8 protein-coding genes are annotated in these 8,639 nt (G+C 71.2%); 4 read left to right on the forward strand and 4 right to left on the reverse strand.

The features are described 5' to 3' along the window. Window positions 1–77 precede the first annotated feature (77 nt). Window positions 78–1,658 (reverse strand): sensor histidine kinase, encoded by a 1,581-nt coding sequence (locus tag Apa02nite_RS35530; RefSeq protein ID WP_239164769.1) that lies wholly within the window; start codon window positions 1,656–1,658, stop codon window positions 78–80. A 68-nt stretch (window positions 1,659–1,726) separates the two neighbouring features. After that, the gene (locus tag Apa02nite_RS35535) at window positions 1,727–1,939 is read right to left on the reverse strand and encodes a DUF7455 domain-containing protein (RefSeq protein WP_067702762.1); all 213 of its coding nucleotides are present in this window, start codon (window positions 1,937–1,939) and stop codon (window positions 1,727–1,729) included. Between the two features lie 247 nt (window positions 1,940–2,186). Between Apa02nite_RS35535 and Apa02nite_RS35540 the strand changes: the two genes are divergently transcribed. Continuing rightward, window positions 2,187–3,434, forward strand: a complete 1,248-nt coding sequence (locus Apa02nite_RS35540) for a S8 family peptidase (protein WP_203828963.1) — start codon at window positions 2,187–2,189, stop codon at window positions 3,432–3,434. 180 nt (window positions 3,435–3,614) lie between these two features. Next, on the forward strand, window positions 3,615–4,040 hold the full coding sequence (locus tag Apa02nite_RS35545; protein WP_203828964.1) for a response regulator: 426 nt from the start codon (window positions 3,615–3,617) through the stop codon (window positions 4,038–4,040). Window positions 4,041–4,050: 10 nt separating this feature from the next. Here Apa02nite_RS35545 and Apa02nite_RS35550 read toward each other — a convergent pair whose 3' ends face one another. Then, the gene (locus Apa02nite_RS35550; RefSeq protein WP_203828965.1) at window positions 4,051–4,803 is read right to left on the reverse strand and encodes a class I SAM-dependent methyltransferase; all 753 of its coding nucleotides are present in this window, start codon (window positions 4,801–4,803) and stop codon (window positions 4,051–4,053) included. Between the two features lie 3 nt (window positions 4,804–4,806). Next, complete coding sequence (locus Apa02nite_RS35555; RefSeq protein WP_067702775.1) at window positions 4,807–5,559, reverse strand: SDR family NAD(P)-dependent oxidoreductase; 753 nt, start codon at window positions 5,557–5,559, stop codon at window positions 4,807–4,809. A gap of 148 nt (window positions 5,560–5,707) precedes the next feature. Here Apa02nite_RS35555 and mshA point away from each other — a divergent pair, with 148 nt between their 5' ends. Continuing rightward, window positions 5,708–6,997: a D-inositol-3-phosphate glycosyltransferase gene (mshA, locus tag Apa02nite_RS35560; protein WP_067702778.1), complete on the forward strand. Its 1,290-nt coding sequence runs from the start codon at window positions 5,708–5,710 to the stop codon at window positions 6,995–6,997. Next, a complete protein-coding gene (locus Apa02nite_RS35565) occupies window positions 6,991–7,491 on the forward strand; it encodes a type III secretion system chaperone family protein (RefSeq protein ID WP_067702781.1) in 501 nt (166 codons plus the stop codon). Before mshA ends, Apa02nite_RS35565 begins: the two co-directional genes overlap by 7 nt. Window positions 7,492–8,639: the final 1,148 nt, after the last annotated feature.

An 8,639-nucleotide genomic window follows, 5' to 3' on the forward strand; every position in this document is an offset into this window, starting at 1 on the left:
GACTCCGTATGCGTACCACAGCGGTGTGGCAAGGACCGGAAGCGGTCCCGCGCCGGCGAGGCGGTGACCAGAAGCGGTCAGCGGGGCGCGGTTTCCAGAGTGACCAGCAGCCGGGCGCCGCGCGGGGTGGCGGGCTCGTAGCGGACCGACCCGCCGTTCGCCTCCACCAGGTGCCGGGCGATGAACAGCCCCAGCCCGGATCCGCGGATGAACCGCCCGAACAGGCCGGGCAGCAGGTCCTCCGGCACGCCCGCGCCGCTGTCCTGCACGCAGAGCAGCACCGTTCCGTCGCCCTGATGAGAAGCGGACACCCGGATCGGCGCGGCCCCGTGGGTGATCGCGTTCTTCAGGAGGTTCTCGACGACCACCGCGAGGTGGCCGCGGTCGGCCAGCGCGGACAGTTCCTCGTCGATCGTGATCTCGATCTGGTCGGCGCCGGGTGTGTCGGCGCCGGCCGTGCGGACCACTTCGAGCAGCGGCACCGGCACCCGGCGGGCGGTGACCGTGCCGGTGTCCAGCCGGAACAGCAGCTGCAGGTCGTTCATCATCTTGATCAGGCGTCGGGTGTTCTTGTCGATCTTGGTGGCGAGTTCCAGTCGGATGTCGTCCGGGAGGTCGGCCCAGTCGGCGCAGAGCAGCTCGGCGAGGCTGGCGATCGAGCTGATCGGCTGGGCCACGTCGTGGGTCAGCATCGAGGTCAGGTCGTTCTTGAAGGCGAGCGCCGCGGCCAGGTCGGCGTTGCCGCGTTCGAGTTCGGCGGCGTGTTCGCTGAGCGCCACCTCGGCCTCTTTGCGGGAGGCGATGTCGACGAGGGTGGCGACGTAGCCGCGGGGCGCGCCGGCCGCGTCCGGGATGGCGGCCATGGTGGCCAGGACCGGCACCTCGGTGCCGTCGGCGCGGTGCAGCAGCCAGTCGCCGCCACCGCCCGGCGGGGGCAGCGGCGGGGGTTCCGGCACGTCGTCCTGCTGGCCGGTGAGTTCCCGCCAGCGGCGGTTCACGTCGATCACGCGGTAGTTGGCGTCGAGCACCATGACCGCCTCGTTCATCGACTGGAGCAGGTTGTCGGCGAAGTCCTGGCGGTCGCGCAGCTCGGCGACCAGGCCGGACTGGTCCGGGGTGCGCGGCGGGGCGGCGTCGGGGCGGGCCAGGATCGCGCCGGCGGTCAGGGTGAGCAGGCCGGCGGCCAGGGTGAGCGGCATCCCCCCGGCGGCGCCCTGACCCGGGACGACCGGCGCGAACAGCCGGTGGACCAGCGCGACCAGGGCGACGGTGGCCGCGCCGAGCAGGAGCGGGTCGGCCACCCGCACCGAGGTGCCGCGGATCCGGCGCGGCAGCCGCAAGTCCAGGCAGGCGACCGCGAGGCCGGCGAGCAGGGTGGCGACCGCGGCGGCCGGGTGCCGGTCGAGCGCGGTGGCGCCGAGGGCGGCCGAGGTCAGCGCGAGCAGTGCGGCCGCCCCGGTGCGCAGCCGGTCGGTGATCCCGCCGGCCGCCGGGATCACCTGCAGCAGCAGGGCCAGCCCGGCCGGGGCCAACGCGACAGCCGGAGCGGGCGTGAGCCCCTCCGGCATGCCGAGGTCGGACGTGTGCGTGTTCAGGAGTCCGAGGACGGTGACCGTCACTCCGGCGCTCCCGGCGATCAGCCGGGACCATGTGCCCACGCCGCGTGCCGCGATATGCACCAATCCCCCCATGACGTGAGGAAAAGAGCATATCGCGGCGCGCGTGGTTACTTACCCGCCCAGCCGAACCCTTCCTCCAGGCGGACCTTGCTGGCCACTCGGGAGATCTCGGCATGCATCCGATTCGCGTGGTGGCCACAGAAGGCCAGGTCGCCGCCGCTGCTCAGGGTCACCTCCAGCTTGGCGGCCGCGCCACAACGATCGCAGCGCTCGGTCATCTCGCCGACTACGTCGATCTCGGGCGACAGCAGGGTGGTCATAACGCTCTCCTTGCTCGGTGGCGGTGTGCAGCGGTACTGACAGCGAGAAGATCGGTCCCCGGTCAGGACGCTTTAGGGGTTCGGCCGTTGCTCCCGCAGCGGACGGCCGGTCGGCCCGGCCCGGATCCGCGCAACGGTTGTGCACCCCGGCGTGACCCGAACCCGCTCTCCAACTCCTTGAAGATTTCCCTCAAGTCGCCAAGGCATTCCACCTGGAGCCGGGGCACCTGACCGAGGGAGACACTTGATGTTCGGTTCCGACGCCCGTCGCTTGGCCGTCCGTTTCGCGGCCGTCGCGAGCGCCGCCACCGTTTCTCTCTGCGGTTTCACCGGGCCGGCCGCGGCCGCTCCGGTGGCGCCGCGGACCGGGACGATCCTGGAGGCCGGCGCCGCCGGCGCCATCCCGGACAGCTACATCGTGGTGCTCAAGCCCGGATCCGACGCCGCGCTGCGGGTCGCTTCCGCCTCGCAGGACCTGACTTCGGAGTACGGCGGTCAGGTGCTCGGCAACTACCAGGCCACCGTACGCGGATTCCACGCCCGGATGTCCGCGACCCAGGCGGCCCGCCTCGCCGCCGACCCGGCCGTGCAGTACGTCGAGCAGGACGCCGTGATCGCCATGTCCTCCACCCAGCCCAACGCCACCTGGGGCCTGGACCGGATCGACCAGCGGGAGCGGAGCCTGGACAAGAAGTACACGTCCCGGTCGGCCAAGGACGTCACCGCGTACGTCATCGACACCGGCATCCGCACCACCCACCAGGAGTTCGGCGGCCGGGCCAGCAGCGGCTGGGACTTCGTCGACGGCGACAAGGTCGCGAACGACTGCAACGGGCACGGCACCCACGTGGCCGGCACGATCGGCGGCGCCACCTACGGCGTGGCCAAGGACGTCAAGCTGGTCGGCGTGAAGGTGCTGGGCTGCGACGGCTCCGGTTCGTACTCCGACTTCGTCGCGGGCATCGACTGGGTGACCGAGAACGCCAAGCTGCCTGCGGTGGCCAACATGAGCATCGGCGGCCCGGTCAGCAAGGCGCTCGACGACGCGGTGAACCGGTCGATCGCGAAGGGTGTCACGTACGCCATCGCGGCCGGCAACGAGAAGAAGAACGCCTGCAAGTCCTCGCCGGCCGACACCGCGAACGCGATCACCGTGGCCGCCGTGGACAGCGCCGACAAGCGCGCCTCGTTCTCCAACTTCGGCCGCTGCGTCGACCTGTTCGCGCCGGGCGTGGACATCACGTCGGCGTCCCGGTCGTCGAACACCGCCACCACCGTGATGAGCGGCACCTCGATGGCCAGCCCGCACGTGGCCGGCGCGGTCGCTCTGGTGCTCGGCGCCCACCCGGGCTGGACCCCGCAGCAGGTCCGTGACGACCTGGTCGGGCACGCCGAGACCGGTCTGGTCCGCAACCCGGGCAGCGGTTCGCCGAACAAGGTCCTCTACACCGGCTACCTGAACGAGACCCCCGCGAGCACCGCGAAGAAGCACTGACCGAGTCCTGCCCCGCACGCCGCGCGACGCCTCAGGTGTCGCGCGGCGTCGCTGTTTACCCATCCGGAAATGTCCTGGTTTTCCGGGAAAACCGGCCGTCCGGCCAGCGCTCGGCAAAGTGCCCCACTTCGGGGCCCGCGACGGCTAGCGTGAGATCGATCCCAGCCGCGAGGAGGACCCATGTCCGAGGCGCCGGTCGCCGTAACGCCGACCGTCCTGGTCGTCGACGATGAAGAAGACCTCCGCGACATCATGCGTCGCATGCTGGAGCGCCGGGGGTTCGCGGCCCTGGTGGCCGGGGACCCGGACGAGGCCGTCTCGGTCTGCCGTGACCACGTCGGCGACATCAACGCGTTGGTCACCGACCTGACGCTGCCCGGCGGGGCATCCGGCGGCGAGTTGGCCGCCACGCTGATCACGATGCGTCCGAAGCTCGTCGTGGTGTACATCTCCGGTCTGCCCAAGGACATCGCGGTCGCCAAGGGGCTGGTCGGTCCGGACGCCTTGCTGGTGAAGAAACCGTTCACCGCCGACGCCCTGCTGGCAGCCCTCAAGAAAGTCCTCGGGGACGACGAGGACGGCGCCGGGGCGCGCGTGCCGGCCTGACCGGCCGGCCTCAGGCCGGCCAGGGCACGGTCAGCTCGCCGAGCCGCCACCGGGCCGGGCCGTCGAGCACCGTCCGGCCCTCGGCGCGCAGCCGGCGAACCGTGGCCGGCCAGCGCTGCCGTGGTCCGAACGGGGTCGCCTCGGTCTCCCACGCCCGGGCCAGCGCGTGCAGCAACTCGTGCACGGGGTGGCCCGGCACGTTGTGGTGGATCAGCGCCTTGGGCAGCCGCTCGGCGAAGATCGCCGGATGCTCGAGGACCGGCAGCCGGGCGGACAGGGTGAGCGTCGACGGCACGCCGTCCTCGATCACCGCCCAGGTGGCGATCCGGCCCAGCTCGTCGCAGGTGCCCTCGACCAGCAGCGCGCCGGTCGCGGTCATCTGCCGCCAGGCCGCGGCCACGCCGTCCTCCGGGTACTGCCGGAGGACGTTGAACGCGCGCACCACCACCGGGGACAGCCCGGCCAGCTCGAATCCGCCCCGCCGGAACTCCAGACGGGGCGGGTCGGCGTACGGCAGCGCCGCCGCGACCCGGCCCGGATCGATCTCCAGACCGACCACCGCGACGTCCGGGCGGACCGCTGCCGCGAGCCGGCCCCGCAGCTCCACGGCGGTGACCGGCGTCGCGCCGTACCCGAGGTCGACGACGAGCGGGGCGGCCGCCGCGAGCAGCGGGGCCGCGCAGCGGTACGCGATGTAGTTGTCCACCCGCCGCAGACGGTTCGGGTTCGTCGTCCCCCGGGTGATCGCGCCGACCGGTTTCACCGGCTACAGCTCCCGGTGCACCTTGTGCTGGGCCGCCTGGGCGATCGGGCGGACCACCAGCCGGTCGATGTTCACGTGCTGCGGCCGGGTCGCGGCGAACGCGACGATGTCCGCGATGTCGTCGGCGACCAGGGGCTCCTTGACCCCGGCGTAGACCGAGTCGGCCTTCGCCGCGTCGCCGTCGAAGCGGTTCAGCGCGAACTCGTCGGTACGCACCATCCCGGGGTCGATCTCCACCACCCGGACCGGCTTGCCGGAGAGCTCCAGCCGCAACGTCCCGACCAGGGCGGTCTGTGCGTGCTTGGCCGCGACATAACCCCCACCACCCTCGTACGGGGTGAAGGCCGCCGTCGACCCGATCGTCACGATCGTGCCCGCGCCACTCGCCTCGAGGGCCGGCAGCAGCGCCTTGGTGACCCGCAGCGTGCCCAGCACGTTCACGTCGAACATCCACTGCCAGTCGTCGGCCGAGCCGGTCGCGACCGGGTCCAGCCCGCGGGCGCCGCCGGCGTTGTTGACCAGCACGGTGAGCCGGCCGTCCAGCGCGTCCACCGCGGCGGCCAGCGCGGCCACCGACGCGTCCGAGGTGACGTCGCACTCGACAGCCGTCGCGTTCCCGATCTCCTTGACCAGCGCGTCCAGCCGGTCGACCCGGCGGGCGGCGGCTACCACGTGGAATCCCTCACCGGCCAGGCGGCGGGCGGTCGCCGCTCCGATTCCGCTGGAAGCCCCGGTGACCACTGCGATGTTCTGCATGGCTCCGATCTAACCTCATGACCTGAGTCACCCTCGCGCCGCTGCGTAGTGGTTCAGCCCACGCCGATGGGGAAGATGACAACTGCGCAACGACTTTCACCAGTGGGTAACTTTCACGGTGAAAGCACCCCGAGCGGAGGGAACGAACGTGGCCGAGGTCTGCTGGCCCACCCCACGGCGCATTGCCACCGTCTCGGTGCACACGTCGCCGCTGGAGCAACCGGGCACCGGTGACGCCGGTGGGATGAACGTCTACATCGTCGAGGTGTCCAAGCGGCTCGCCGCGGCCGGCGTCGAGGTGGAGATCTTCACCCGGGCCACCTCCAGCGACCTGCCCCCGGTGGTCGAGATGCTGCCCGGCGTGCACGTCCGGCACGTCACCGCCGGTCCGTTCGAGGGCCTGGCCAAGGAGGAGCTGTCCTCGCAGCTCTGCGCGTTCTCCACAGGCGTGCTGCGGGCCGAGGCGGCGCACCCGCCGGGCCACTACGACCTGATCCACTCGCACTACTGGCTCTCCGGCCAGGTCGGCTGGCTGGCCCGGGAGCGCTGGGGCGTGCCGCACGTGCACACCGCGCACACCCTGGCCAAGGTGAAGAACCGGCTGATCGCGGCCGGTGACCGGCCGGAACCGAAAGCCCGGGTGATCGGCGAGGAGCAGGTGGTCGCCGAGTCCGACCGCCTGGTGGCGAACACCCGGTTCGAGGCGCAGGACCTGATCACCCACTACCAGGCCGACCCGGCCCGGGTCAGCGTGGTGCAGCCCGGCGTCGACCTGGAGCGGTTCCGTCCCGGCCCGGCCGACCGGGCCCGGTTCGGGCTGCCCGAGCACGGCCGGATCGTCGCGTTCGTCGGCCGGATCCAGCCGCTCAAGGCGCCGGACGTGCTGATCTCCGCGCTCGCCGAGATGCGCGCCCGCGGCGCCGGCGACGTCACCCTGGTGATCTGCGGCGGCCCGAGCGGCAGCGGGCTGGACCGCCCGTCCGCGCTGATCGAGCTGGCCGCCTCGCTCGGTGTCACCGACTCGGTGGTGTTCCTGCCCCCGCAGACCGGCGCCGGCCTGGCCGCCCTCTACCGGGCCGCCGACCTGGTCGCGGTGCCGTCCTACAACGAGTCGTTCGGGCTCGTCGCGCTGGAGGCGCAGGCCTGTGGCACGCCGGTGGTGGCGGCCGCGGTCGGTGGCCTGGTCACCGCGGTCCGCGACGGCGAGAGCGGCGTGCTGATCGACGGCCACGACCCGGCCGACTGGGCGCGGGTGCTGGACCGGCTGCTGGCCGCGCCCGGCTATCGGCACCGGCTGTCGTCCGGCGCGGTCGCGCACGCCTCCCAGTTCTCCTGGGATCGGACCGTGGAGACGCTGCTGCGGGTCTACCGTGACGCGGTGACGGAGCACCGGGCGCTGATCACGGCCCGGGTGGAGGGGGCGAGCTGCGCATGGTGACCGCACTGATCGAGAAGGTGCTCGACGACCGCGAGCTGGAGTGGGAGCCGACCGGCGACACGTCCTACGTGGTCACGCTGCCCGGTACGCACAAGCTGAAGACCGCCTGCAACCTGATCGTCGGCGAGCACGCCCTGCGGATCGAGGCGTTCGTGATGCGCCAGCCGGACGAGCGCCGCGAGGAGCTGTGGGCCTGGCTGCTGCGCCGCAACGCCCGGATGTACGGGGTGTCGTTCTCCATCGACGCGGTCGGCGACATCTACCTGACCGGCCGGGTGTCGCTCAAGGGCCTGGACGAGGACGAGCTGGACCGGCTGCTCGGCGCGGTGCTGACGTACTCCGACGAGTCGTTCGACATCATGCTGGAGATCGGGTTCGGCTCGTCGATCCGCCGGGAGTGGGAGTGGCGGGTCAAGCGCGGCGAGTCCCTGGCCAACCTGCAGGCCTTCAAGCACTTCGCCGCGCCCGATCCGGTCAGCGACGGCACGCCCTGATCCCGCGGCCATGTCCGTGGCGCGCACGGTCAGCGCGGCGGTGCTGCCACTGACCGCCTGCCGGTCCCGTGCATCCCGGCGCCGCCGCTCTGAGCCGAGTCGATCACCTCACCGTCCCTCAGCAGTTCTGGGCCGAGTCGATCACCTGGCCGTCCCTCAGCAGTTCTGGGCCGAGTCGATCACCTGGCTGTGCTTCAGCGGCTCGGTCCGCCGGACCCCGAAACGATCCGTGGCTTCGGTCCGGACCTCACCGCCGGCCCGGATCGCGGCATGGTCGCGGTGGCCGCCGCGGGTGGGGTGACGATGGTCGCGCCGCGAGTCCGGTGGCGAGAAGTGCCGTGCGCAAGCGCTACCCCATTTTCGGACCGGAAGATATCTCGCGACGGTGTCGCGCAGCCACCTCGGCCTCCGCCAAGATCGCTCTGACGTGCGAAAACACGATCATGATCACCGTGAATTCATCTGCGCGCCACCCGCCGTCAAGATCGCCCTGATTCGACGCTCATCATTTCCTTCCCTCGGTAAGAGTCGTAATTTCAACCGGTGCGAAGGAGTCCGGACGAGTGATAACCGGATCGTCCGATCGGTTGGTTGTTGGCGATTGTGACGCCTGAGACAGATGTCGACACGCATACGGGTTGTGAGGCTTGACTGCCCCAACTAGCGTGGTCGATGGACGCCGAGCCGTTAGTTCGGGGAACGGGTCGATCAGCAATGATCGCCGCGGATCGGTGTTTGGGGACGGGTGGCATCAGCCGTTGGGGGACGGCGCGACCCGAGACCGGCGGTTAGTGCGGGCGACGCCTATGGGGATGGGGGTCGCCCGCCGCCGCCGGTGCTTTTGTTTGCGGCTGACGTGTCGTTCCGCGCCGCAGGATCCGCATTCCGCGCGCTTATTCACTAGTCGATTCATGCACCCACCGTGCATGTCGGTCCGATGTGTTCATTGGCGCGCCCGCCGGATCCGCCCGCACCGCCCGCCGGATCAGGCCGCGCGAATCGCCGATAGTCCGATGTGTCCTCTGGCGCCCCGATGATGCGGTAAATCGGCGTTGCGGCGGCAATCGGAGGTATGTGGTGGGCGCCGCGGCCCACCCTTTCGAAGATCAAATTCAAGAACACGATGTCCTATGTGGGTGCCGGGTGCA

Source organism: Actinoplanes palleronii (genome assembly GCF_016862315.1).
Lineage (GTDB): Bacteria > Actinomycetota > Actinomycetes > Mycobacteriales > Micromonosporaceae > Actinoplanes > Actinoplanes palleronii.

Excerpts from the sequence above, each read along its gene's own strand:
- Apa02nite_RS35555 (WP_067702775.1), bottom strand. The coding sequence starts at position 5,559 with ATGCAGAACATCGCAGTGGTCACCGGGGCTTCCAGCGGAATCGGAGCG.
- Apa02nite_RS35535 (WP_067702762.1), bottom strand. The coding sequence starts at position 1,939 with ATGACCACCCTGCTGTCGCCCGAGATCGACGTAGTCGGCGAGATGACC.
- Apa02nite_RS35565 (WP_067702781.1), top strand. The coding sequence starts at position 6,991 with ATGGTGACCGCACTGATCGAGAAGGTGCTCGACGACCGCGAGCTGGAG.
- Apa02nite_RS35545 (WP_203828964.1), top strand. The coding sequence starts at position 3,615 with ATGTCCGAGGCGCCGGTCGCCGTAACGCCGACCGTCCTGGTCGTCGAC.
- Apa02nite_RS35540 (WP_203828963.1), top strand. The coding sequence starts at position 2,187 with ATGTTCGGTTCCGACGCCCGTCGCTTGGCCGTCCGTTTCGCGGCCGTC.